Source organism: Neolewinella lacunae, assembly GCF_014349155.1.
In the GTDB taxonomy this organism is placed as follows: Bacteria; Bacteroidota; Bacteroidia; order Chitinophagales; family Saprospiraceae; genus Neolewinella; species Neolewinella lacunae.
Genome location: NZ_JACSIT010000104.1, coordinates 98,319 through 121,003, shown reverse-complemented (window position 1 = coordinate 121,003; position 22,685 = coordinate 98,319). Strand labels below are relative to the sequence as shown.

The 22,685-nt window shown below is 59.7% G+C and carries 17 protein-coding genes; 5 read left to right on the top strand and 12 right to left on the bottom strand.

Going from position 1 to position 22,685, the window contains the following annotated elements; all coding sequences use genetic code 11:
* The first annotated feature begins 28 nt into the window (after nt 1–28).
* Nucleotides 29–286: a hypothetical protein gene (locus H9S92_RS11675; protein WP_187466899.1), complete on the top strand. Its 258-nt coding sequence runs from the start codon at nt 29–31 to the stop codon at nt 284–286.
* Nucleotides 280–609, top strand: a complete 330-nt coding sequence (locus H9S92_RS22830; RefSeq protein WP_187466898.1) for a type II toxin-antitoxin system RelE/ParE family toxin — start codon at nt 280–282, stop codon at nt 607–609. The genes H9S92_RS11675 and H9S92_RS22830 overlap by 7 nt, the downstream gene beginning before the upstream one ends.
* A 21-nt stretch (nt 610–630) precedes the next feature.
* Here the strand turns inward: H9S92_RS22830 and H9S92_RS11665 are convergent, their stop codons facing one another.
* The 3 genes from H9S92_RS11665 to H9S92_RS11655 are packed head-to-tail and all read right to left on the bottom strand — an operon-like array spanning nt 631 to nt 3,266.
* A complete protein-coding gene (locus H9S92_RS11665; RefSeq protein ID WP_187466897.1) occupies nt 631–1,047 on the bottom strand; it encodes a ribonuclease P protein component in 417 nt (138 codons plus the stop codon).
* A gap of 10 nt (nt 1,048–1,057) precedes the next feature.
* Nucleotides 1,058–2,533 carry a DUF1499 domain-containing protein gene (locus tag H9S92_RS11660; RefSeq protein ID WP_187466896.1) on the bottom strand — a complete coding sequence of 492 codons (1,476 nt, stop codon included), beginning with the start codon at nt 2,531–2,533 and terminating at the stop codon, nt 1,058–1,060.
* Entirely contained in the window at nt 2,526–3,266 is a 741-nt protein-coding gene (locus H9S92_RS11655) for a hypothetical protein (protein ID WP_187466895.1), read from the bottom strand. Before H9S92_RS11655 ends, H9S92_RS11660 begins: the two co-directional genes overlap by 8 nt.
* 109 nt (nt 3,267–3,375) lie before the next feature.
* Between H9S92_RS11655 and H9S92_RS11650 the strand changes: the two genes are divergently transcribed.
* On the top strand, nt 3,376–3,960 hold the full coding sequence (locus H9S92_RS11650) for a thymidine kinase (protein ID WP_187466894.1): 585 nt from the start codon (nt 3,376–3,378) through the stop codon (nt 3,958–3,960).
* A gap of 76 nt (nt 3,961–4,036) precedes the next feature.
* Here the strand turns inward: H9S92_RS11650 and H9S92_RS11645 are convergent, their stop codons facing one another.
* The 5 genes from H9S92_RS11645 to H9S92_RS11625 form a co-directional block, all read right to left on the bottom strand.
* On the bottom strand, nt 4,037–4,930 hold the full coding sequence (locus tag H9S92_RS11645; RefSeq protein ID WP_187466893.1) for a DUF4249 domain-containing protein: 894 nt from the start codon (nt 4,928–4,930) through the stop codon (nt 4,037–4,039).
* An 82-nt stretch (nt 4,931–5,012) separates the two neighbouring features.
* Nucleotides 5,013–7,394 (bottom strand): TonB-dependent receptor, encoded by a 2,382-nt coding sequence (locus H9S92_RS11640; protein ID WP_187466892.1) that lies wholly within the window; start codon nt 7,392–7,394, stop codon nt 5,013–5,015.
* 156 nt (nt 7,395–7,550) lie between these two features.
* Complete coding sequence (locus H9S92_RS11635; RefSeq protein WP_187466891.1) at nt 7,551–7,847, bottom strand: rhodanese-like domain-containing protein; 297 nt, start codon at nt 7,845–7,847, stop codon at nt 7,551–7,553.
* Between the two features lie 50 nt (nt 7,848–7,897).
* Complete coding sequence (locus tag H9S92_RS11630; RefSeq protein ID WP_187466890.1) at nt 7,898–10,375, bottom strand: T9SS type A sorting domain-containing protein; 2,478 nt, start codon at nt 10,373–10,375, stop codon at nt 7,898–7,900.
* 272 nt (nt 10,376–10,647) lie between these two features.
* Nucleotides 10,648–14,391 (bottom strand): PASTA domain-containing protein, encoded by a 3,744-nt coding sequence (locus H9S92_RS11625; RefSeq protein ID WP_187466889.1) that lies wholly within the window; start codon nt 14,389–14,391, stop codon nt 10,648–10,650.
* A gap of 185 nt (nt 14,392–14,576) precedes the next feature.
* On the opposite strand from H9S92_RS11625, the gene H9S92_RS11620 reads away from it, so the two are divergent.
* Nucleotides 14,577–15,245, top strand: a complete 669-nt coding sequence (locus H9S92_RS11620) for a DNA-3-methyladenine glycosylase family protein (RefSeq protein ID WP_187466888.1) — start codon at nt 14,577–14,579, stop codon at nt 15,243–15,245.
* Nucleotides 15,246–15,466: 221 nt separating this feature from the next.
* On the top strand, nt 15,467–16,495 hold the full coding sequence (locus tag H9S92_RS11615; RefSeq protein ID WP_187466887.1) for a hypothetical protein: 1,029 nt from the start codon (nt 15,467–15,469) through the stop codon (nt 16,493–16,495).
* Between the two features lie 175 nt (nt 16,496–16,670).
* Here H9S92_RS11615 and H9S92_RS11610 read toward each other — a convergent pair whose 3' ends face one another.
* The 4 genes from H9S92_RS11610 to H9S92_RS11595 all read right to left on the bottom strand — a co-directional run bounded on the left by H9S92_RS11610 (nt 16,671) and on the right by H9S92_RS11595 (nt 22,665).
* On the bottom strand, nt 16,671–17,825 hold the full coding sequence (locus H9S92_RS11610) for a cytochrome c peroxidase (protein ID WP_187466886.1): 1,155 nt from the start codon (nt 17,823–17,825) through the stop codon (nt 16,671–16,673).
* A gap of 63 nt (nt 17,826–17,888) precedes the next feature.
* The gene (locus tag H9S92_RS11605; RefSeq protein ID WP_187466885.1) at nt 17,889–20,213 is read right to left on the bottom strand and encodes an ELWxxDGT repeat protein; all 2,325 of its coding nucleotides are present in this window, start codon (nt 20,211–20,213) and stop codon (nt 17,889–17,891) included.
* 42 nt (nt 20,214–20,255) lie between these two features.
* Nucleotides 20,256–21,203 (bottom strand): hypothetical protein, encoded by a 948-nt coding sequence (locus H9S92_RS11600; protein ID WP_187466884.1) that lies wholly within the window; start codon nt 21,201–21,203, stop codon nt 20,256–20,258.
* Nucleotides 21,190–22,665 carry a RagB/SusD family nutrient uptake outer membrane protein gene (locus H9S92_RS11595; protein WP_187466883.1) on the bottom strand — a complete coding sequence of 492 codons (1,476 nt, stop codon included), beginning with the start codon at nt 22,663–22,665 and terminating at the stop codon, nt 21,190–21,192. The genes H9S92_RS11600 and H9S92_RS11595 overlap by 14 nt, the downstream gene beginning before the upstream one ends.
* Nucleotides 22,666–22,685 lie beyond the last annotated feature (20 nt).

The following is a 22,685-nucleotide window of genomic DNA, read 5'->3' as shown; positions in this document are numbered from 1 at the left end:
CTTAGCAACTCCTAACAAAAAATCGACTATGACTACCGCAGATATGCGCAGCGACGTAAGCCACTGGCTGGATGAATTAGATGACCATTTTTTAGTCGCACTACACGCCATGGTGGGGACTTACGTGAGCCAGCAAAAAAAAGACCCCATCTTCGGTTATGATGCCGATGGCACCGTCCTGCACGCCGAAGACATGAAAAGCGTGTACGCAGCCGAAGTAGCTGGTGTAAAACGCGGCGATTACCTGAGCATCGACGACTTTGAAAAACAGTCTGAAACATGGTAAGCCACAGCGTTGTCGTCACCCCGAGAGCGCAGGAAAGTATTCGCAGAATTGTTGATCGTCTGCGGGCTACCATTTCCGACCAAACCGCAAGTCATGTACTTAAAGGGATAAATAATGCCATCAGATCTTTGGCCCTTTTACCAGAATCCCACGAGGTCGAACATTTGATCAGTGACGAAATAATCGAGTACCGACGAATTCTCAAATGGAATTACCGGATAATTTTTACGGTCGACAAAGACGAGATTATGGTATTGGTAGTGGAGGTAGTAAGCAGCCAACAAAGCCCCGAGACCCTTAAAAAAAATTTGGCAAGTAGGTGAATCCCTCCGAATTGGGAGCCCTCACCCCACCTCCCCCAACAACTTCGCCAACTCCCCCAACAGCTTCTTCATCTTGCGATCAATGTACTTAAACGGCATCGCCTCCGCACCCGTGTAAATGAACATCAGCGCAAACTGCCGATCCAAGGGCGGATGAACGGTAAGCTCCTCCGGGTCCCTTTCGCCCAAAATATGCTTGTTCAGGCGGTACGCTTCGCGCAGACGCCGCTTGATGAGGTTGCGGTCCACCGCCTTTTTAAAACGCCGTTTGGGGACCACAAAACCGGCCTGCACCGCAAAGGTCCCCCGCACCTCCTGGGTCTCCACGTAGACCAGCCGGATGGGGTAGGAACTGAGGGATTTGCCAGCGGGCGTAAACAGGCGTTCAATTTCTTTCCTCGCTTTGAGGCGTTCGTCGCGGTAGAATCTCTGGGACATCCGGCGTGACTTATTGCTGCCCGTAGGCGGCCACGATTTTGGCCATCCGGCGATTGTTGGCCCCCAGGTCGCTGTACCCTACGCGGCTGGCGCTGCGGTAGTGGATTTGCTGGGTGGCTTCGTCGAACAGAAATTCTACGTCGTCAATGAAGGGAATGCCCACCGCCCGGAAAGTGTAGTGCAAGTAGCCCGGGGCTTCTTGCTGCAGGGTCGTCCGTGGCAGGGCATCGACGATCGACTTGATCCGGGCCTGCGCTGCGGCGGTCGTGCCCGTGAAGGCCAGGGGTTCGCGCTTTTTATCGGCCTGGGTACTCTGGGTGCTGACGCAGTTGGGGCTGGCCGGGCAGGGCTGCAAACTTGTGGGCAGTGCGCCGGCGGGGTGGACGAACTGGCTGAGGCTCGCCACGTCCTGGGCTTGCAAACTGCTGTCCAGGGCCACGGCATTGGCTACGGCGTCTCCTTCGATGGTGCGGATTTCGGCCAAAACGCTCCAACCATCACCGGCGGGCAGGAAGTGCAGTAGTCCATAATTTTTTACGTTTACCAGTGGCCCCTGGCGGTGGCCGTTGGCCTCGTCGGCATTTTCGTAGGCGTGGGTGAGGCCGCTGGCCGTCACTTCGTAGATCGTCATGCCCTGGTGCTCCACGCGGCTGATTTCGCCGAGGTGGCGGTCGCCGCTCAGCAAAAGGGGGAGCCGGGGCTGGGTGCTGGCCAGGAGATCAAGCAGGCGCTGCCGGGCGGTGGGGAAGAGGTCCCACTTTTCGTAGCCGTGGTCTTGGGGTAGTACCTGGATGCTGGAAACAATGAGGTGGGCGTCGGCGGTACTGTTGCGGAGTTGCTGCTCCAGCCAGGCCCACTGTTCTGCGCCCAGGATGTCGCCGTCGGGGTCCTGCCCGTAGCGGTGGCCTTGCTTGGTGGCCGGCGCGAGGGCGTCCCGGAAGTAGCGGGTATCGAGCAAGATGACTTTCACGCTCCGTTCGCCCTGGTTGATGGTGTAAGCTTGGTAGGTACCGGGGTGGGTCCTGACGGCGGCGTTGGCGGGTACGTCCAGAAAGTCGAGCAGCAGTTGTTTGGCGGAGTCTTTGTGGGGCCATTCGCGGCCGCCGTCGTTGATGCCGTAGTCGTGGTCGTCCCAAATGCCGTAAACCTGCGGGACTTCGGCCCGGAAGGCGGCGTATTCCGGGGCCGTTTTTTGCTGCTGGTAGTCGGCGGCCATTTTCCGGAGGTTATCGGTATCGGCGTAGACATTGTCCCCCAGCCACAGCCAGGCGGCGGGGTGGTGGCTGCGGATTACGTCCCAGTACCCCTGCGGCCGATCCTGGCGGTTGCAGCTGCCGAAGGCGATGGTGAGCACTTCTGCGGGGGCGGCACCGCTGGCGCTGAGGGTGGCAGGGACTACTGTTTCGGACCGGTGGGCCTGGTAAAACAGGTAGGCAAGGCCCGCCAGCAGCAGGGCAAGGAACAAGCGGAGCAAGGTCTTAAGCATAGCGGCGACGGACTAATTCGATGAACTCACCCGCAGTCTCCCGCTTGCTTTCGTCGACCCAGTCGAAGCGACGGGCGAGGCTTTCCAACACCGGCCGGGCGGCGGCAAAGGATCCCGAACTATTCAGCGTACGCAGGGTGGTGTTGAGCAAGTCGGTATCCTGGTTGAAAAGGTCCCGGGCGAAGAGCACCCGGTTGTTGATCGTCAATCCCCGCGTCAGATCCGGCAAGGCCTGGCGACCGAAGGGGCTGGCGCTGCCCTCGTCGAGGAAGAGGGCATTGATCTCCCGCGAAGCAGTAGAATGCTCGGGTTCCGGAGCCGGTGGAGCCGTGTAGGTGGGCATCGGCGGGGGCGGAGGAGGTGGTGGGGCTACGAAAGGAGCCGGTTCGGGGGCGGGAGGAGCGACGGGTGGAGCGGGTTCCGGTGCGGGCGGGGCTGCCGGCGTTGGGGGCGGCGGAGCGACGGGTGCAGGGGGTGGCGTCACGGGGGGCGGCGGCGTCACGGGCGGAGCGGGGGGTGGCGTTGGGGCCACGGGGCTCAGCGACGGGGTGGAACGGGAAAAAGCTGGCGGTGGCGCGGGCGTCGTCTCGGCGTAAATTTCGTAGAGTTCCCGCAGGTACCCCAGCATCAGGTCGCGCTCCATGGCAGAGAGCTGACCACCTTCATCCAGTTGTAGGCTTTTGTGCAGGGCGGTGATGCGACTGAGCAATCGATCGGCAGAAGACTGGGGCATGTGGAAGAATTTATGGTATTTTGGCGCGCCGCAAAGTTAGCCCTTACGCTCCTTAGTTGGTGAGAAGCTTTGGTTAACTGATCTCCACGCAGCAAAAGAAAATAAGACCATGTTTTTAGAGCCTCACTTCAGCGGTCAACGCAGCGGCTGGCTGGAAGTTATCTGCGGCAGCATGTTTTCTGGCAAAACCGAGGAATTGATCCGCCGGCTCAAGCGGGCCCGCATTGCTGGCCAGCAGGTCGAAATCTTCAAACCCCGCATGGACACCCGCTACGGGGAAGGACAGGTGGTCTCCCACGACAGCAACTCCCTGCTGGCCACCCCCATCACCGATACCCGTCGGCTGCTGGACATCCCCGATACCACCACCGTCGTGGGACTGGACGAAGCCCAGTTCTTCGAGCCCGCCGTGGTCAGGCACGTCCAGGAACTCGCCCGCCGGGGTAAGCGCGTCGTCATCGCTGGCCTGGATATGGACTTCCGCGGCGAACCCTTCGGCCCCATCTGTCAACTGCTGGCCGTGGCGGAATACATCACCAAAGTCCACGCCATCTGCTCCCACTGCGGTAACCTGGCCACCCACTCCTATCGCCTGGTACAAAATCAGGAAACCGTCGTGCTCGGCGAAAAAGACCTCTACGAGGCCCGCTGCCGCCGCTGCTACGCGATGGGCAATATCCTCGATTTGAAGTAGCGCAAGGTATTGTTGGGATTTATCCCGACCAACCCCATGTCGGGAGCATCCCGATAAAACTACCCAACAAGCACCCTTACTCCACCGTCCGCTCCGCGCGAGCCACGGCCCCCACGTTGAAGAAGCCCAGGACGGTTTCCCCCGTCTCCAGGTCGATAACGTTGCCAGGAGAGTTCGCTACCGGCCGGTCAAAAAGCCCAGACCCCCCGTTGTTGATTTGCTCCTGGACGATGCGGAGAAAGAGGTAGGCCTCCTGACTCAGGGAGATGACCTCCGCCTCTACTTTATCCCCGCTCACCAGCGGGATGGGCGCGCCATTTTCGTCCAACTTGTTGATGCCAAAGCGAATGGGGAAGATGAAGGTGATCCCGTCGGCGTCGTTGCCGGGGCTGAAGGTGGCATCGTAGGCCAAAATCAACTCGAAGGGACGGATGAGCAGCGTATCGTTGATGGTGCTCCGGATCAGGTAGGCGTCACCCTGCCCCACCTGGTCCCGGGCGTAGAGCTGGGCGTAGAGGCCTTCTTCGAGGCCCAGGGAGGCTTCCTCGAACTGAAAGCTGATCGAATCGACCATTGCCGTACGGTTCATCGTGGAAAAGGAGGCGTACTGTTTGTCGCCCCGCTGGATGCCGAGGCCGTATTCGGTGCCGACATCGCCGATCGTTTCGCCGGGGCCAGGGGTCCAGACGTAGCGGCCGCTATCCTGGTGAATGAAGAGAAAGCAGTTGCTCGTCGGCTGCTGGTTCTCCGTTTCGCAGATGACGACCTGCGCGTCGGTCACTGGCGTCGGCAGGCGGTTGGCGTAGTAGTCCTGGCTTTCCGTCAGGAGGATGGTCTGGGGCTCGGAGGCATTGTTGATCCAGGCTTCGACGACGAGCTCGGGGCCAACGAAGCGGCTATCGAGCGTGACGGGGTCTTCGCAACGCCACAGGGCCAGGCCAAGAAGGGTAAGCAGCAATAATTGTTTCATGGCGGGTGGTATTTGTCCAACGTCCTTTGCTGTTCTGGGAAGACTTCCGCAGCACCTGCGTAAGCGCCCAAAAAGCAGGTCGTTACTTAAATTTGAAGTTGTAGCTGATGCTGGGGATGGGGCTGCCGACGACGCTCAGCTGGTTGGATTCCGTCATAATGGGCTGCCCCAGGATCGGACGTCCCTCACTCTGGGTGCCCGCTACGGTGAAGGCGTTGCGGCGGCCGTAAAGGTTGTATACCCCAAAGATCCACTGCCCCTGCCAGCGTCTGCCCGCTTTCTCCGGCTTGGGGTCGAGCGTGATTGAAACGTCGAGGCGGTGGTAATCGGGGATGCGGAAGTTGTTGCGGCCGTTGCCCTCGTTGTGGGGGACAAAAAAGCCCAGCTGGTAGTAGCCCGAGCTGGCCAGGGTCACGGGCGTGCCCGTGTTGTAGACGAACGTAGCACTCAGGCTGGCCCGCTCCGTGAGCTCGTAAAAACCCGTGAGGTTGAAGTTGTGGGTCTGGTCAAAACGGCTGGGGTACCAGTCGTTGTTGTTCACCCCGGGAGTGAGGCGCTCGGTTTTGGCCAGGGTGTAGCTGATCCAGCCGTTGAGGCGGCCTTTCACCTTCTTGACCTGCACTTCGGCACCGTAGGCCCGCCCGTCGCCGGAGACGACTTGCCCCTCCACGAGTTCGTTCAAGACCAGGTCGGCACCGTCGACGTAGTCGATCAGCTGTTGAAAGTCTTTGTAGTAGGTCTCAAAGCTGGCCTCGTAGGCATTGTCCTTGAAGTTGCGGAAGTAGCCGATGGCAAACTGGTCGGCCAGCTGGGGTTCGATGTTGTTGGTGCTCGGCGTCCAGATGTCGAGGGGGATGGAAGCCGTCGTGTTGCTCAGCAGGTGAATGTACTGGGCGGTGCGCTGGTAGCTGCTCTTGAGGGAGCTCTGGGGGGTGAGCTGGTACTGCACCGCGATGCGGGGCTCGAGGTTGAACCAGTCTTTGATGGTTTCGCCCTTTTCCGTTTGGGTGATGCCCGTCAGGGGGCGGGCAAAGCCTTCGGCGGGGGCTTCGCCAAATTCGTACACGGGCCGGCCGCCGAGGTAGGCAAAGTGGCTGGCGCGCAGGCCGTAGTTGAGCTTGACCTTGCCCGTAAACAGGCTCAGCTCGTGCTCCAGGAACACGGCGCTTTCCACCGCCCACTGGTTGTTGATCGAGATGTCGATCTCATCGCCGTCGCTGATGGCCACCGCATTGGCGGGCTCGAAGCGGTAGTAGATGCCCTGACCGCCGAAGCGCAGGACGTTCTCCGGCGTGATGAAGTAGCTGAATTCTGGCTTGGCACTGAGGTTGACGATGCTGGCGTCCCAGTCAAAGGCGTCCTGGTCGTCGGAACCGAAGTTGATCGCGTAGTCGTAATCGCTGTAGTAGAGGGTGAGGTTGGAGAAAAGGCGGTCGTTGAACAAGTGGTTCCAGCGCAGGGTGCCGGTGGTGTTGCCCCAGCTGAAGCCCGCCTGGTCGCCCGGTTGGAAAACGTCGCGCCCTAGGTAACCACTGAGGAAGACCTGGTCTTTGTCGCTGAAGCGGTAGTTGGTCTTCAGCGTGAGGTCGTAGAAGTTCAGCTTGGTATCCGCCAGGTCGTCGCCCAGAAAGGGTGCGGCCAGCACGTCGATGTAGGAGCGGCGGCCGGCGAGGAGGAAGGAGGATTTGTCTTTCACAATCGGGGCCTCCAGGCTCAGGCGGCTGAAAATGGTACCAATACCGCCCTGGGCTTCAAACTGCTTGGTGTTGCCTTCCTTCATCCGCACGTCGAGGATGGAGGAAAGTCGGCCACCGTAGCGGGAGGGAATGCCGCCTTTGTAGAGCTTGACGTTCTTGACCGCATCGGGGTTGAACACGGAAAAGAAGCCGAACAGGTGGCTGGAATTGAACACCGGAGCCTCGTCGAGGATGACCAGGTTCTGGTCGATGGAGCCGCCCCGGACGTTAAAGCCCGCCGCTCCTTCGCCGACGGAAGTCACGCCGGGCAGCAACTGGATGCTGCGCAACACGTCCACCTCCCCCAACAGGGCGGGCAGGCGTTCGATCGTGCCCATGTCGAGCTGTTCGACGCTCATCTGGACGTCACTCACGTTCTGGTCTTCTTCCTCGGCCACCACCACTACTTCTTCCAGCAGGGTGCCGGCGTCGGAGAGTTCAAAGTCGGCCGTAAAGTTGCCCAACAGGTCTACCTCCCGCCGCTGGTCCTGGAAGCCGAGGTAGCTGGCCACGAGCGTGTACTGGCCGGGGTCGACGGTCAGGGAGTAAAAGCCGTATTCGTTAGTGGTGGTGCCTTTATTGGTGCCGTTCAGGAAAACGGTAGCCCCGATGAGGGTTTCGCCGTTGGAGGCATCGCGCACGTAGCCTTTCACGGTCACGCGGGTTTGGGCGCCGAGCGCAGCCGCAAAGGCTACGGTGAGGAGCACCAGCAAGTAAAATTTTCGCATAGGTCTTTGGTTCTTCGGGGGCAAGAATTCTTGCCCATAATATCTTGGGTACAGATACAACAGACGTGGCGAGAATTGTTTTGGCTTGCTGCGGGATGTTAATTTTTAGTTATCCTAATTTTTTTAAAAACCTGGCACCTCTCCGGCCCGGTGGCCCTACTCCGCCAACCAGGCCAACATCCCCCCTTCCAGGTTACGAACGTTGGTGAAGCCCGACTGCCGGAGCAACTCCTGGGCCATGGCCGAACGCTTGCCGCTGCGGCAGTACACGATCATTTCGCTGTTCTTGTGGGCGGCCAGTTTATCGAACGAGGCCATCAGATTGCCCAACGGGATGTGGATGCCACCGATGTTGAATTCCTCGCGCTCGTAGTCTTCGCGCACGTCCAGCAAGACGTAATCTTTTTTGCCCTCGGCTTCGCGCTCTTTGAGTTCCTGAATGCTTGCGTCCATATTCGTTTCGTCGTTTTGATCCCCTTCAACACCGCAGGGCGGGAAATGGATTAGCGGCGGATGATTTTGTGGTGGCTGCGCTGCTGCCCGTCGCTGACTTGCAGGAGGTAGAGGCCCGCAGGCAGGTCATCCAGGGCAAGCTGCGCGGTACCCCGCTGGGTCCGCAGGAGGCTGCCATTTGCGGTGTAGAGGCGAACTTCCAGGGAATACAGATGGGTTCCGGGGCGCGGCCGCAGGTGCAGGGTTCCGCTGGTCGGGTTGGGGTATACCGTTACCAACTCCGTCGGGGGCGTAGGCGTGGAAACGCTCGTCTGGAAATCGTCGAAGCCAGCCAGGAGGGGCCGGACCATGATGGCCCCGCGCGTCGTCCCCGTCAGGCGCTGCCAGCCATTGCCAAAATCGAACCACTGCACGTTCTCCGGTTGGTTGTTGCGGTCAAAGCCAATGCCAATGTTGCGGTTGGCCCGCTGCTGTTCCCAGCCCACGAAGAAACGACCCACGGGCAGGTCCAGTCGCTCCTCAAACAAGTAGGTCGTGTACCCCTGCAGCGTGTCGCGGTTGAAGGATTCAGCGTAGAGGATCGGGAAGTCTTCTTCGTAGATCCGGGTCACGGGCACGGTATCGCCGGTGTACACCACCAGCCGCAGTGGCTGATCGCCCAGTCCGCCGAGCCCCCGCGGAATGCGGATGCGCAGGCCCACCAGCATATCGGGCACAAACGCGTCAAACTGCTGCAAAATCACGGTGCCTTCCTGCCCTTCCAGGGTTACCTCGGCGGTGCCGTCGTCGTAAGCCATGAACTCGTCAAAACAGGTGAGGGTGCTGACGGTGTCGTTTTGTACGATGCCGGGGGCGAAACTGCGGTCTTCGGTATCTACGATCATCCGGTAGCTCGTCCGGACCTTAAACGGCGGCGCGGCACTGTCCAGACCCGCCAGGAAAGCGGAGAGGTCGGCAAAGCCGTTCCAGCCACGGAAGTCCATCGCCCGGAAGTCATAAGCCTGAGGCGCAAAGCCAGTTGCCCCGCCAAAAAGCTCCGGTGAAAGCAAGCCCCCCGAGGTAATGGCCTGTCCGCTGCCCGTGCTGATGACCAGATTGCCCGAGCTCATCGGCGTAATGTCGTTGCGCAAGTTGTACACCGCCAGCCGGAAACTGTCCCGCAACAAGTCGTTACCCGCCGCCTGGTACTGCCGGATCGGCAAGGCCGTATAGGGTTCCAGGATGCCTTCGGGCGGATTGACAAAGGCCATGTCTTGGGTGATGAGGGTATTGGAGAGGTTGTCCAACTTCACATAATCCAAATGCCACATATCCACCGCCCCCTGCTCGGTACTCTTGGAGGCGAAGCGGAACTGGAAGCCGAAGTACTGGTACTCCGGTCCTACGGGAATAGTGTAGCCGATGAAGGGGCGATCGGAGTTGTTGCCTTCGGTAGTGGGCATGCCCGGCACACTGAAAACGGTGTTCCAGTTGCCCGCCGGGGTGAGGAACTGCACCACGAAGCTGTCCTGCCGCTCCGGCCGGTTGCCCAGGCCCCGGGGCTGGAGGTAAAAGTTAAGCGCCGTATTCGCCGCCCCCTGCAAGTCGATGGGCGTGGAGGTCAGGAAGTCGCGGAAGGACGCCAGCGACGTCCCCGTGGCCGTGTAGGGCGCGCCCTGGCTGTTGACCGCGTCGAAGGTGGCCACGCCCACGGACGGCGGGTTGATGGCAAAGTTGCGGTTGATCAGTACGTCTTCGTCTTGCCACAGGTCTTCGGCTGGCCGGAAACCACCGTAGCTGAAGTCATCGAAAAAGGGCAAATCCGTCGTATTCCGGGTCACGGTAAAGGTGCTTCGGTACACGTCGCAGAGTCCCAGCTCGTTGCAAACGGTAACGCAAACCGCGTCCGTCCCACCGTAGCGGGTGGCGAAGTAGCGGAAGTTGTTATTGTTTTCAAACCCGTTGAGGAAGTAAAAATCCTGCCCGCGCCCCGGGTAGGTGGGTGCGCAACCGGCAATGCTGCGGCAAAAGGCTCCGCCGGGGAGGTCCGCCGGGGGCACCACCACGTTGGCAACGCCACCGGGGTCGACCGCCTGGTCACCCAGTTCGATGGTCCTACCCGCCCTTTGCACCAGCACGATTACGGTCAGTGGCTCCGCACAGTCGCCAGCTTGGTTGCAGACGGAAAGGACGAGCGTATCCAGTTCTTGCACTGCACCTGAGGCCGCGCCATACCGCAAAGTATCCAGCCGGAAAGTGGCAATGCCCCCGCTGGCGTCCGCACAACCCTCGCAGCCGAAGACGAGCTTATCGCCCAGCCCCGTGGTATCGAGGCCCGCCCGCAACTCCAGATTTTCTCCCGGTGCCAGCAGCGTGATGCCTTCCAGATCAAACGTGCTGCACACCCGCTTCTCCACCACCGGCGGGGCCTTGGCCTCCGCAGCGGGTTGCAATTGATCGTAGCCAGCCAAGGGCCGAAATTCCTGGGCGAAGAGGGGAGAAAAACCCAGCCCGAGCAAAAGGGCTGGCAAGAGTAGTCTTACGTTCATTTGATTCACTTGCTTATCGCGCCACCAAAACCGAAGTTCCGGCACCGCCAGATCCACCCCGGGAAGGGGCACCCCGGGGTTTGGAAAACTGTGTCAGCCGAGCTTACACAGCATGCCTTAAAACGCACACCCGCGCGCTTTGGTGTACGTTTTGCCCCTGATCGTGCCGCACTGCGGGGCGGGCCGTTGCTGTAACAACCGCTCGATCGTCCCTAATGCGCTGGGTAGGACCTCAGCGGTCGGTCAGCGGACCAAATTCCTCCCACCCATCTTTACTCACAGCCGTCGGGCAGCGCGTCGGAGAGGTAGATGTCAAATTTTGAGCCCACCGGCACCATCTTACCCCCGGCTGGCTCGGTGCGCACCACGTAGGCTTCGGCGCGGTTGGCCACGTCGCCGTGGATGGTGCCCACCAGCAGGTTGGAGGCATCCAGCTGGAATTCCACCACCCCAAATTGCTGGCATCTGATGTCGGGCACCTCTACCTCGCCGGTTTGGCGAACGGTGACCACAAAATCGAGGGTACTGCCCTGCTTCACTTCGTAGCCGGCGCGCAGGTCGGCGTCGGTCACCTTACGTTCGCCGTCGTAGAGATAAAGGATGGAGTTTTCTTCCTGTTTGGGGTCGTAGACTTGCTCGCGGATGCGGGATTTGATGTGGCCGATGGCCGCAATGCGGTCGGAGTAGTTCGTGTAGTCGTAGTTGCCCACCAGCGACGGGAGGCGGATCAGCGGGGCCTCGTCGTTGAGAATGGTCAGGAAGATCGAGCGGTTTTTCTTCACGCCGCTGCCCGCCTTAGGGTGTTGGAGCACCACTTCGCCGGCGGGGCGGTTGGGGTCGAAAGGTCCTTTTTCGAACTCGATTTTCAGGCCCATTTTATCGCCCAGGTCTTCTGCGTCGGTACGCATCATGCCCACAAAATTGGGCAGTTCGGTACTTTTTCCGTGGGAGGTGTACCAGTTCAGGCCCACCCGCAGCACCAGGAAGCAGAGCAGCAGAAAGACCAGCGCCGCGCCGGCGTTTTTCCAGAAGTAGCTGCTTTTGAACAGCGCTATGGTGCTGTTCAGCAGTCCTTCCCGGCGGGGTAGCGGACTACGATCCGGCGGGGCATCATAAGCGGGGCGGGGCGGCTGGTAGGGGGCGCTGAGCGCAGGTGCCGGGGACGTCTCTTCAGGAGCAGCGTCCGTAAAGACGACCTCGGTGGCTTGGGGAGTCGTAGCGGCACTTACGGTAACGGCCGCCGGAACCGGCGCAGGTTGGGGGGCCGCGGCAGGCGGGGTGGGCGCAGCCGGAGCAGTGTCGCGGCGGCTTTTGCCGTATTGGAGGATGCGGTCGATGAATTCAGCGGGTTGGTAGCCAGCGAGGGCGGCCTGGTGAAAAATGGCCGTGGCGGGGGTCATCCCCGGCAGGCTGTTGATCTCAATGGGAATGGTCTCTACGCGGCCATCGGCGAAGACGCGGACGAAGGCATCGATGCGGCAGTAGCCTTCGATGCCGACGGCGCGGGCGGCGCGTTCCAGATCGGCCCGGACTTGTCCGGCCACGTAGTCGTAGCTGTAGTCGTCCGTGGCCAGGCGGGCGGGGGTGAGGTTTTGTCCTTCGCCGGCCAGGAATTTTTCTTCCAGGCTGAGCACTTCGCCGCCGGCCAGGGTTTCGCTGGGTTCGAATACTTCGTAGCGGCGGTTGCCATCGACGCCCCGGTGGGTGAGCATACCCCCGGTAATTTCCAGGAATTTATCGGCCCCGGCGGCGGTGATGGCTTTTTCGAAGAGGATGGTGTCTTTGCCGATGGGCCACTCGTCTTTGGCGGCCAGTTTCATCTGCTGGCGGCAGCGGGCGGTGTCCATCCCCGCCGGTTGGAAAGTGAGGTGGCAGTAGGCGAGGAGTTCCGGGCGGCTCTTGATGAGCTTTACGGCAGAGCTGCAACCGTCGTCCACGGGTTTGGCGATCAGGGGGTAACCGAAGCGGGCCTCCACGGCGTCGAAAAAGGCCTCGGGGCCAGCGGCAAACTCGGCGGCCGTGGCCAACCACTGCTGGGTGACCAGCAAACCGGCGTCGGCCAGGGTATGCAGCGTGGCGTACTTATCGATGGTGATGCGCGAGCTGGCAATGCCGGAGCCGTTGTAGTAGAGGCCCAGGGGTTCCAGTTTGGCCTGCACCTGGCCGTCTTCGCCCGGCCGGCCGTGAAGGGCGATGAAGACGCCATCGGCCAGCGCTGGCAGTTCCTGCCAGGTAAGGGGCCGGGGCTGGAAAACGACGTCGGGGTCGGCAAAGCGCGCAGTGATGCTGGCGCAGGCCAGGCGAATGTCGGCCACCACGGAGTGCTCCGTCGGCTTGGCTACTTTGTCGCGGATGTCGTCGGCGTTGTCCTTCAGCAACAGGTTGATGGGGAGTTGGTAGAGCTGCCAGTCGGCAGGTCGGCCGGGGGCGGCGGTCAGGAAGACGGGCACGGGGCGGTAGCCTTCGGAGGAGCTGAGCTTCTCGTAGACGTTGCGGCCGGATTCTACGCTGATGTGGCGTTCGAAGCTGGTGCCGCCGAGGAGGACGGCGATGCGTTCTTTGGTAGTCACCGCAGCGCGCTGGGCGTCGAGGGCGGCATCCAGCTGGTGGCCCAGTTCGTCGGCCACTTCCATTGCTCCTGGTCCGCCCCACTGCATCCCGCGTTCGCGCAAAGAAGTGCGAATGATGAAAGTGAGGAACTGGCTGGGGTTGAGGCCAATTTCCGCCGCCTGGTGGAAGAAGAAGCTGCTGGGCATCATGCCCGAGGTGGTGTTCGGGTCGTTGAGGTAGATGCCGCCGCCGGGCGTGTGGAAGCCGTCAATGCGGGCGTACACCTGGAAACCCAGCTCGGTGAAGAGGCGCTCGCACTCGGCGCGGATGGCCTGGATGCGGTCGGTAGGCAACTCGATGGGCGTCACCTTGCGGCTGCGGCCGGGCATGTATTTGCTGCGATAGTCGAAGAGCTCGTTGCTGGGCTTGACGATCTCGGTGGGCGGCAGCGCGACGGCCTGTCCCTCGGGCGTGCGCACCACAATGCAGCTGAATTCCTTGCCGTCGATGAAGCTTTCGACGATGACGCGCTCCTCGCTCTGGTGGCCAGTGAAGACGATCAGGGGGTCCTGACCGGGGGCAGCTACTGCCGCTTCGAGGTAATCGAAGAGCTCGTCCGGGGTGTAAAGCGTCAGCTCGTGGTCTCCGCGGCGCGCGTCGAGGGGGAAGGCGATGCCGTCGCGCAGGTCGCTGAGCTGGCGGACGTACTCAAGGCGCTCGTAGGCGTCGCGGGCTTCGTATTCGCTGACGGGCAGCACCTCGCGGAAGAAGGCGGCGTTGACGGAGCGTTCAAAGGCTTCGAGTCCGTCGCTCTGGGCCAGAATGCTGACGCCAATGGAACTGCCCTGGCGGGCGGGTCGGACGACCATCGGCCAGCCAATCTCGCGCTCGCAGACGGCGAAGTGCTCCGTCACGCGGGAGCCGTCAAAGTCGCCCTTGGTGATCACGCGGATGGCCGGGGCGGCGAAGCCCAGGTTGGCCATGAGCTCTTTTTGCAGGGCTTTGTCCATCCCAATTTCGCTGGCCCGGACGCCGCTGCCCGTGTAGGGAATGCCCGCGTACTCAAGTTCTTTTTGCAGCTGCCCGTCTTCGCCGTACTCGCCGTGGAGGGCCAGGAAAGCAACATCGATCAGCTCCGGCAATTCGTGGCGGCGGATGCGGCGGCCCACGCGGCGGCCCATCGCCTCCAGCGACAGTTCATCAAGCGGGCCGAGGCTCTCCTGGTACACCTGGAAGCCGTGGGCCGACTTAGGGGCCAGGTCAATGGGCGGAAAAAAGTCGCGCACGGTACCCCGGTAGAGGTAATGCCAATCGAGCAGATACCAACGGCGGAAACTGTCCACAAAAATGGGGATGGCCTCGAAGAGCTCCTTATCCAAGTTATCGTAAACGGTCCGGCCACCGGCAAAGGAAATTTCCCGCTCGCGGCTGGGGCCACCGAAGAAGATGCCTACTTTGATGCTCATACGTTGGTTTGTCCGTTAAAATCCAGCGGGGTGGGGAATGGCCAGTCCCTAAACATTCGGCGAAGGTAGGCAGATTGGGGGAGATGGGTGGGTATTTTAGCGGTGCAACTCCCCTCAAGGCTACTGTTTCGGGGGCATCGATAACGCTTTCCCCTTGTTGCGAACGCGGAAAACATCCTATCATTATGCTGCCCTACGGAAAGTCGTTCGGCCCACCTGCCAAAATCTGCCCCATGATAGACCCCAGCATCCGCGCCCACCTGGCCAAAGAACCCAACATCGCCCCCATCGTCGCCCAGCTCGTCATCCCCGAACGACCCGACCACGGCGGCGACGTCTACCTCGGTCTCCAGCGCTCCATCGCTTTCCAGCAGTTGAGTGGCAAAGCAGCCAGTACCATCTTCGGGCGTTTCCTCGGGCTCTTCCCCGACGGCTACCCTCACCCCGAGCAGCTCCTGGAAATGGACGAAGCCGCCATCCGGGCCGCGGGCATGAGTTGGTCCAAAATCAAGTACCTCAAAAACGTGGCGCAGTACTGGCTCGACCATCGCCTCATCAACGCCGACTGGGCGCAGTGGACGGACGAGGAAATCATCACCCTACTGACCGCCATCAAGGGCGTCGGGCAGTGGACGGTAGAAATGGTGCTTATGTTCGTCCTCAAACGTCCGGACTTGCTCCCGCTCGACGACCTGGTCGTCAAGCGCAACATCGTCACCCTCTTCGGCATCGATACGGACACCCTGAAGGGCAAGAAACTCAACGAAGAAATCCTGCGCGTCACGGAACCTTGGCGGCCGTACCGGAGCTACGCCAGCCGCTTTATGTGGGCGATGAAGGGTACGATCGTTTAGCGGGTTTGCGCTTTCATCCTGGATTTCTCTTCTACCCATCCTTGCTAAAAAGCCTGGCGAAACAGGGTTTCCAAGCGGAAGGCCAAACGCTTGTCTAAACGGGAATTGTGGAAGAGATCAGCCTTGAACGAATACCTTGTTAAAGGTACATACAATCTACGCCAAAGCGGCTGGACTAAGCTTATTTTTGCTATCTCTACCATTCTTTGCCAGTCATCCCCATGAAGAAATTAATCGCATTTTTGGTCTTTTTTTGCAGCTTCCTCACCGTCCACGCCCAAGACACCACCTACGTACCGGCCGAGCCACCGTTCAGCGTAACCCGCATGGCCTTGCATTACTACAGTATTAAATGGACGGATGAGCAGTGGAAGGCGCTCGCGGGGCAGGAAGTTGAACTGGTTTACCTGATCGACAAAGTGGGCGAACCCTTTTTGCAGGCCTCCCGCGGCCTTCCTGACCAATCCGTGCAGGACAGTTTCTCCATCGCTACCGGTAGTTTGCCCTATTTCACCCCGGCCCGACAGGGAGGCGTTTTTGTAGAAAGTATTTACTCCATCCGCTTCTCATTTCCCGCCTACCAGCGGGTGGCCAGTAGGGATTCTATTCTCTTCTTTAATTACTTTGTCCCGATCAGCCGGGAAGAACTTGCGGAAAAGTACGTGAAGGATTACAATGCCGTTTTTCTGGATTTTAACCTCAATTTCCTCAACCATTTGGGCACCCCGGGAAGCTACCTGAAAAGCGGTGTCGGTTTTGATGTGTACATTGGTGGAAATTGGAACCCACACTGGGGTGCAGCCCTTGCCATGGGAGTTGAATTCAACGGCAAGCAGCGTTCTTTCCCCGATGATCCGATTCCGGGACGCTTGGATGCAGCGTCTGGCGTCTGGGTCGGTGGTCTCGTCAATCACGACCTGAAGATGACCGACCGGGGCTTGCTTTCCGTGCGTGGAGAACTGGCCTACGGCGCGCTCAACGCCGCGAACCGCATTGATCCGGATCTGGAAGAGGGTTGGGTGCAGTACCGGGGCCTTCACACTGGGGTGCACTTCAATTTCGCCTGGCGCTTCAGCCGTTTCTCGCCAAATCCGGGGATCATCGACGAGCACGTTACCGCCCGCTATTCGGCCGTCAATTTTACGGGAGGCCTGCGCTACCGCTATTATGGCAACAAGGAAGGTACCGGTGCCCACTTTTTTATTGGCGTTGGATACCGGCTTGGCAGGGATGATTTTCGGCGCCGTTAGCCGACTATGGGCCCAAGGTTGTGGCAGCATGAATTGGTATCACCAGCCGCGTTTTCGTATGGCGCGGACGCAGGTGCAAGGGATGGCTTGAGGAGCAGAGATCGGCCAAAACCCACTTTGCTCTTCAACGACCTCTCTTTGCACCTGCGGCCGCGCAAAAGCATCTATAGTTAAACTACCCCGGCGTACGAATGGGGCGGGGGCGGGTAGAAATGGCTTGCAAAAAGGCCAACAGATCATCTATTTCTCCATCATCAAGGCCCAGGGGTTGAAAGAGCGGATCGTGGGTGGGCACAAAAACTTGCTTATCGAGGAGGCTTTTCGGGATGATCTGGGGCATTCCGCTATTGTACATGGTGAGTACTTCACGGAGTTCGAGGACGTTACCGTGGTGCAAATAGGGGCCGGTAAAGGCAATGTCGCGCAGGCTGGGGGTACGGAACTTTCCGATGTCGGCACTATCCTGGGTGATGAGGAAGCGCCCCAGGTCCTCCTGCGATCTTCCGATGAGGTGTTGCCCGCTGTTGTGAAACTGCTGGTCGGAGAAAAGCGGGCCGTTGTGGCAATTGATGCAGCGGGCTTTGGTGCGAAAAAGGTCCAGCCCGCGAATTTCTTGTTCGGTCAGGGCATCGTAGTGGCCTTTGACGAAACGATCGAAGCGGCTTTCGCGGCTACGGATCGTGGTTTCGAAGGCGGCGATGGCCTGGGCGATGGCGCCCAGCTGGATGCTGTCTTGTTGGAAAGCGGCCTTAAATTTTTCTGGGTAGCCGGGGATGGCGGCCAATTTATCGGGTAGGTCTTCCAGGCTTTGGTTCATCTCATCGTGGGCCTGGATGGGGAAGAAAACCTGGGCTTCGAGGGAAGTCGCACGGCCGTCCCAGAAGAAGTGTTGCCAGTCGGCGACGTTAAGCAGGCTGGGGGCGTTGCGTTTGCCCCGTTGCCGGTCGTGGCCGATGCTTTGGATGAGGCCGTCGCCCCACCCCAGTTCTGGCGTATGGCAGGAGGCGCAACTGATCTGGTTGCTAGCGGAGAGCCTGGGGTCGAAGAACAGGTCTTTGCCCAACGCTATTTGCTCTGCGGTGTAGGCCGGGCCAGCGTACTTAGGCAGTGGCCCCAGCTCTACGAAAACTGCCCCGCTATCCAGCTCCGCCGCAGGCCAGGTGCTGATGGGGCCGCCGTAGGCACTGCCTAAATCGCTTGCCCCGGCCGGCGTCGCTGCTTGGCGCTGCGGGGACGCACAGGTCCCTTGCGTCAGAACAAGCACCACGATGGATGCCAGGGCAAGCAGCCCGTACCGCAGCGAAAAACAGGAAACTTGAGGGGTTGACATACCAGAATGAATAAAGTGGGTAGGGCCACCCCAAGAAACGGCGGCCCTACCCAGTAAGCTAAATTAACGTTTGACCAGCTCCACTACCAGGCGTTTTTCTCCTGCGAGCACCTCCAGGTAATATTGGCCACGGACTACCCCACTCAAGTCGAAGCGGTGGCGGTCAGCCCCCGCGGGCCACTGCCCTTGCTGCACCACCCGACCCTGGATATCCAGAAGGCGGTAGCTGGCCCGGGGCAAAGACTCGGCCAGTTCCACCCAAAAGAATTGGTCGGCGGGGTTGGGAAAGGCCCGGCTGGCTTGAATACCAAATTCGTTGATGCTGCTCGGCGTTGCCGCACCGGCGAGGTTGATGATGAAACCAGGCGCTTCGCTGGCGGCATTGACAATTGTCACCGTACCGGTATGCGCACCCACCTCGGCGGGTGCGTAGGTGACCGTAAAGGTGAAGGATTCGCCAACAGCAATTGCCGCTGGCTGCTCACTCACCCCGAGGCTGAAATGGTCGGTGGCCGATAAGGTGATCGTATCCAGCGCTAACGCAATTTGCCCATTGTTGGTGATCGTGACGTCTACTGTGCTGTCTTGACGGAGGGAAAGCTCTCCGAAATCCAGCATAGTACCGCTCACCACGGCATTTCCGGCAATGCTGAAGGTAGCGTCGGGGACGGGCAACTCTCCCACCCCTTTCACGTAAAATACACTGCGGAATTCGCCCTCCAGTACGGGAATATCCAGATAGAAAGAATCCAGGAAACTCCCTGCGGTCGTTGGCGCAAAGTCGAGCACCAGCGCAGCGTTGTCATCCGCCGGAATAATGCCAAAAATCAGGCCGATGAAATTTCCTGCAAAGGGGGAAGAAAGTTCGCCTACGTTATCGTCAAAGACTAAGGCTGCTCCCGTGCCAACGTTGCTAAGCACGAGGATAGTGTCGATCAATTCGTCCACCCCGACCAGGACCGTTCCCAGGTCAATCGTATCACCAGGCTGTATGGTGTTGCCCTCGAGCCTGAAGACCATTTCGGCTGTTTTAGCCGGGAAAGTGTACAACTCCGTGCCCACTACCGTGTCGGTGGCTGCGAAGTAGAGGTCGCGGCCCACTCGCGTAAGGCTATTGATGTTGGAAGATCCCTCCCCTGGGAAAATATCGGAGACCCGCTCGGGAGATTCTCCAATCACCTCAAACTCGTACAGCTCCCGCCCGGCTTCGGTAGTTTCGGCGCTGAAGTAGACGGCGGCTCCGGTAAAGACGAAATCGCGGGGATTGCTGCTTCCAGCGCCGGGCTCCAAATCGGCGGAGAGCTCAACGTCGAAGTCCTCCCCATCGATTAACAGGCTGAAGAGTTCTTTGCCTGAAGCACCATTGTCCGCAGCAAAAAGGACGAACTGGCCGTCTAAGAGCACGAGGAAGTCGCTGGGGTCGCTGCTTCCGTTGGGGTTTAGATCGGTGAGCAGGGTGGTGCCCGCTTCGGTGCCGTCGGTGGTCCAGATTTCGCTGCCCGCTACGCCATCGTCTGCGACGAAGCAGAGTTTACCGCCTGCGACGAAGAAGTCGCCAGGCGAGCTGTTCCCGCTTCCCGGGCGAATGTCTTTTACGAGCACAGTTCCTTCTTCGGTGCCGTCGCTCTTCCACAGTTCCGTACCGTTGCTGCCGTCATTGGCGCGGAAGTAGACCTCGTCGTTGAAAACAAAGAACTGGCTGGGCAGGCTATTGGCGGAACCCGGCCGAATGTCTTTAATCATTCTGGTGCCCTCCGCCGTTCCGTCCGTGATCCAAACTTCACTGCCGTTGGCCCCGTCGTTGCCCGTGAAGACGATTTGGTTGCCGAAAATGGTTTTATTAATGGGGTTGCCCGCGTTGCCGGGCCGGATATCGACCACCAGGTTGGTGCCTTCGGTCGTGCCATCACTGCTCCAGAGTTCGGAGGAATTCACCCCGTCGTTGGCCGTAAAGTAGAAGCGGTCATTGAGCAGGACCATATCGAAGGGGTTAGCATTGCCACTCCCCTCCTGGATATCTTTGATGAGGCCAGCCGATTCGCCATCGGTAACGAATAACTCGTCGCCGAAGCTGGCGGAGCGGGCTTTGAAGTAGACCCGGTCGTTGTAGATGATGAAGTTATCGGGGTTGGCATTGCCCTGGCTGACGGTGTCGCCGAGGTTAATGTCTTGGATCAGGTTGGTGCCCGCCTCTGTACCGTCGGTGATCCAGAGTTCTACCCCCGTTTGGCCGTCATTGGCGCGGAAGAGGAGTCGGTCTCCGTAGGGGAAAAAGCGGGTCGGGCTGGCGTTTTCAGTGCCGGGGTTAATGTCTTTCACCAGCACCGGCTGGGCCCACAGGCTGGCGCTGGCCAGAAAGAGGGAGAATAGAGTGAAGAGTTGTTTCATATGATGCGAATTTAAATAGAAGAAAGGTGCGCGCTGAGGCGTTTATTGGCGCTCATTTGCCTCAAGGGAATAACGCCTAAGTTTATTGGGTTCACCACCTATTTCCGTTTCGTCGAAATAGATGTCGAGGCTAATGACGCCCGTGTTTTCGTTGTACGTGCCCGAACCAGAAATGCCCACCGTGAACGGGGGTAAACCCGAAGCGGCCCGGCGCGTAATGGTCACCCGCTGGGGAATCACTTCCGCCGTACCGGTAGTACTGCCGACGGAACTGGGGGTGAGGCGGACGAACTCCGGAATGCGGATATTGGCCGAGCCGGTTGACACTTCGTAGTCCGCGTACAGGCGGTGCATATTGAGCGCATTCGTACTGTTGCCTGGCTCGGTATTGTACAGCCCGATCACGTTGGTTTGGGTACGGCTTGGGTGGGCAAAGCAAAAGTGGGCCCCGGCTTGCAGACCCCGGCCCGGGGGCACGGGCTCGGCCCCGAAGGAAGTATAGCCCCACAGCTGCGGAAAAGGCTCATTGGGGGCAAATACGCTCAAATTGGCGGTGTGCGGCAGGGAGAAAATGATGCGCGTACTGTCCCGATTACTCAGACGAAGGGAGGGGTTAGGCAGCAGGCGCAAATCGATATAGCGATCCAGCCGAGTGGGGTCAGGATTGTTGTTTGCCAGCAGGCGCAATACGGGGAGATCAGTACCCGCCGCTACGAAAAGTTCGGGGCCATCCAGTAAGGTAAAGTCTTGGCCCACTTGGGCGGTCCCCCCCAGATCGAAAGACAACTCCACGTCTTCTGCCAGGGCCCGGCTAAAATAAATGGGCAAAAGCAAAGTATCTCCCGCCAGGCTCAAGGTAGCATCTGTCTCCCCAAAACCAAAGATGGGGGGCTGGAGGTTCAGCTCCTCTTCCCGCTCCGGGCAGCCGCTCGCCCAAAGCAACAGGCCAGCAAGCAACAAGAGCAATGCGTAGGGGCTAGTAACCTTCATTCTGCACTAGATTTGGGTTGTTGAAGATTGCCGCCTGCGGAATGGGCAAGGCGTAGCGGTAGTCGGGGTAATCCAGGTCACAAGTTAAGACAAATTCTAAACAGGCGTCCCGGTCAACGGGTTGTCCCCAGCGACTGAGGTCGAAGAGATAATGTCCTTCCAGGGCCAGCTCGCGCCTTCTTTCGGTTCGGATAGCTTCCTGCAGCGCTTCGCTCTCCAGATCGATGTTTATCGCCCCGGGGTTGGCCCTTTGGTGAATGAGGTTATAATCGGCCTGGGCTTCGGCCGTGCGCCCGAGGGCAGCGTAAGCTTCGGCGCGCAATAAGTAGAGTTCACTGGTCCGCAGCAGGATCGGGTCGGGCAGTCGGGTGTTGCCGGGGTCAAGCCGGTATTTATCGCTCACTGTTCCACCTCCGCCCGTCATCACCAGTAGCTCTCGCCGTAAGTCCTCGGGAGGATAGAGCGCCACCAGATCGGAGCTGATGTTTAAGACTGGCTCACTAATGCCTGCCCCGATCAAAGCACTCAGCCCCAAAGACGACGGGGTGGTGACCCGGCTAAGGTCCAGGGCAAAGATGCGTTCACTGAGTTGGTTGGTACGCCATTCCTCTAAGTAGCGGTCTGCCGGAGCCAGGGCCGGAGCCGCCTGGATTGGAGAGGGGGAAGCCAGAAGGGCGTTGGTAAAGGCAATTACCGCTTCCCAGGCTTGCAGGTAAGCCGCCACCCGCGCCTGATAGGCCGTTATTACGGTGGAGGTAAGCCAGAAAGGGCCCTCCGAACGTTGGCTGTACCGCGCATCGATGAGGCTGGCCGCCTGGGCAAGGTCTTGCTCGATAAAAGCATACACCTCCGCCACGCTGGCCCGGTCCTGCTGGTCAGTAAACTGCGGCAGACGATCCGCAATCACGATCCCGGGGTGATTCGCTCCGGAGGAAAATTGTGGGGACTGCGCAAACAGCCGCACTAAATCAAAATGCACGATGGCCCGCATCGCCAGCGCTTCCCCCTTGAGGCTATTACGTTCCGCCTCACTGCCTTCCGTTAGTTGGTCAATGTTGGCCAGCACGTCATTGATTTGGTACAAACAGCGGTAGAGGTAATCGTAAAAGCTGCCCAGAGTATTGTCCTGATACTCCGGCTGGTAGGTGAACTGGTAAGCCTCGTTATAAGTATTTGCCGTAGGGCCGGTGCCCGGTAGGTTATCACCCGGCCGCAGCGCGGGTTGGGCATTACCCGCCATTTCGGGGTACATCAGCATTTTATCGCGGTAATAGTTCCCATCCCCCAGCAGTAAATAGATGCCCACCACCGCAGCATTTGTCCCGCGCAGGGTGGAAAAGGTCTCTTCACGGGAAAGTTCATCGGCCGGGGCTACCGTTAGGAAGTCCTTGCAACCGCTGCTGACCAGCAAGATCACCCCGAAAAGCAAAAAGCCAGCGAAAAAGCAGTTTGTGGTTTTCATATTTATTCTTGAACGCAACT

Excerpts from the sequence above, each read along its gene's own strand:
- H9S92_RS11605 (WP_187466885.1), bottom strand. The coding sequence starts at position 20,213 with ATGAAACAACTCTTCACTCTATTCTCCCTCTTTCTGGCCAGCGCCAGC.
- H9S92_RS11675 (WP_187466899.1), top strand. The coding sequence starts at position 29 with ATGACTACCGCAGATATGCGCAGCGACGTAAGCCACTGGCTGGATGAA.
- H9S92_RS11655 (WP_187466895.1), bottom strand. The coding sequence starts at position 3,266 with ATGCCCCAGTCTTCTGCCGATCGATTGCTCAGTCGCATCACCGCCCTG.
- H9S92_RS11665 (WP_187466897.1), bottom strand. The coding sequence starts at position 1,047 with ATGTCCCAGAGATTCTACCGCGACGAACGCCTCAAAGCGAGGAAAGAA.
- H9S92_RS11640 (WP_187466892.1), bottom strand. The coding sequence starts at position 7,394 with ATGCGAAAATTTTACTTGCTGGTGCTCCTCACCGTAGCCTTTGCGGCT.
- H9S92_RS11630 (WP_187466890.1), bottom strand. The coding sequence starts at position 10,375 with ATGAACGTAAGACTACTCTTGCCAGCCCTTTTGCTCGGGCTGGGTTTT.
- H9S92_RS11635 (WP_187466891.1), bottom strand. The coding sequence starts at position 7,847 with ATGGACGCAAGCATTCAGGAACTCAAAGAGCGCGAAGCCGAGGGCAAA.
- H9S92_RS11610 (WP_187466886.1), bottom strand. The coding sequence starts at position 17,825 with ATGTCAACCCCTCAAGTTTCCTGTTTTTCGCTGCGGTACGGGCTGCTT.
- H9S92_RS11615 (WP_187466887.1), top strand. The coding sequence starts at position 15,467 with ATGAAGAAATTAATCGCATTTTTGGTCTTTTTTTGCAGCTTCCTCACC.
- H9S92_RS11620 (WP_187466888.1), top strand. The coding sequence starts at position 14,577 with ATGCTGCCCTACGGAAAGTCGTTCGGCCCACCTGCCAAAATCTGCCCC.
- H9S92_RS11625 (WP_187466889.1), bottom strand. The coding sequence starts at position 14,391 with ATGAGCATCAAAGTAGGCATCTTCTTCGGTGGCCCCAGCCGCGAGCGG.
- H9S92_RS11595 (WP_187466883.1), bottom strand. The coding sequence starts at position 22,665 with ATGAAAACCACAAACTGCTTTTTCGCTGGCTTTTTGCTTTTCGGGGTG.
- H9S92_RS11650 (WP_187466894.1), top strand. The coding sequence starts at position 3,376 with ATGTTTTTAGAGCCTCACTTCAGCGGTCAACGCAGCGGCTGGCTGGAA.
- H9S92_RS22830 (WP_187466898.1), top strand. The coding sequence starts at position 280 with ATGGTAAGCCACAGCGTTGTCGTCACCCCGAGAGCGCAGGAAAGTATT.
- H9S92_RS11645 (WP_187466893.1), bottom strand. The coding sequence starts at position 4,930 with ATGAAACAATTATTGCTGCTTACCCTTCTTGGCCTGGCCCTGTGGCGT.
- H9S92_RS11660 (WP_187466896.1), bottom strand. The coding sequence starts at position 2,533 with ATGCTTAAGACCTTGCTCCGCTTGTTCCTTGCCCTGCTGCTGGCGGGC.
- H9S92_RS11600 (WP_187466884.1), bottom strand. The coding sequence starts at position 21,203 with ATGAAGGTTACTAGCCCCTACGCATTGCTCTTGTTGCTTGCTGGCCTG.